The sequence below is a fragment of the Frigoribacterium faeni genome (genome assembly GCF_007988805.1).
In the GTDB taxonomy this organism is placed as follows: Bacteria; Actinomycetota; Actinomycetes; order Actinomycetales; family Microbacteriaceae; genus Frigoribacterium; species Frigoribacterium faeni.
Genome location: NZ_BJUV01000078.1, coordinates 1 through 1,117 on the forward strand (window position 1 = coordinate 1; position 1,117 = coordinate 1,117).

The following is a 1,117-nucleotide window of genomic DNA, read 5'->3' on the forward strand; positions in this document are numbered from 1 at the left end:
CGATCCCGTCGACGATGAGGGCGGTGGTGGTCCACGGCCCGGAGGACTACCGCCTGGACACCGTGCCCGTGCCGACCCCGGGACCGGGCGAGCTGCTGCTCAAGGTCGACGCCGTCGGCGTCTGCGCCTCCGACCTGAAGTGCTACCACGGCGCCGCGAAGTTCTGGGGCGACGAGAACCGGCCCGCGTGGGCCGAACGCGACCGCATCGCCGGCCACGAATTCGTCGGGACCGTCGTCCAGGGCGACACCACCGCCCTCACCCGACGAGGCGTCGACCTCGGCGACCGCATCGCGTGCGAGCAGATCGTGCCCTGCGGCGACTGCCGCTACTGCCTCATGGGCGCCTACTGGATGTGCGCACCCCACGACATGTTCGGCTTCAAGGGCTTCGACGGCGCCATGGCCGAATACGTCCTCGTCCCCACCCGCGCCCTGACCCACCCCGTCAGCCGCGACCTCGCCCCCCACGTCGCCGCATTCGCCGAACCCCTCTCCTGCGCCATGCACGCCGTCGAACGAGGCGACATCCACTTCGACGACGTCGTCGTCATCGCCGGCGCCGGCCCCATCGGCCTCGGCGCCATCGCCGGCACCCGCCAGAAGAACCCCCGACTCGTCATCGCACTCGACATGTCCGACGACAAACTCGCCCTCGCCCGACAAGCCGGCGCCGACCTCACCATCAACATCACCACCGACGACGCCGTCCAGAAGATCAAGGACCTCACCGACGGCTACGGCGCCGACGTCTACATCGAAGCCACCGGCCACCCCTCGGCCGTGTCACAGGGCCTGAACCTCCTCCGCAAACTCGGCACCTACGTCGAGTACTCCGTCTTCGGCTCCAACGCCTCCGTCGACTGGTCCATCATCAGCGACGACAAAGAGCTCAACGTCCTCGGCGCCCACCTCGGACCCCACTGCTGGCCCGCCGCGATCAAACTCCTCGAGAGCGGAACCCTCCCCATGGACCAGATCTGCACCCACCAATTCCCCCTCGACCGCTTCCAAGACGCCCTCGACCTCGTCGCCGACAGCGAAGGCGGCTCCGTCAAAGTCAGCATCGTCCCCACCCTCACCCACCCCACCACCTCCACCGCCATCCGCGACTGAGA

General features: G+C 68.7%; 1 protein-coding gene. It reads left to right on the top strand.

From position 1 onward, the window contains the following. Positions 1-2 precede the first annotated feature (2 nt). Positions 3-1,115 (top strand): zinc-binding dehydrogenase, encoded by a 1,113-nt coding sequence (locus FFA01_RS15790; RefSeq protein ID WP_146857136.1) that lies wholly within the window; start codon positions 3-5, stop codon positions 1,113-1,115. The last annotated feature ends 2 nt before the right edge of the window (positions 1,116-1,117 follow it).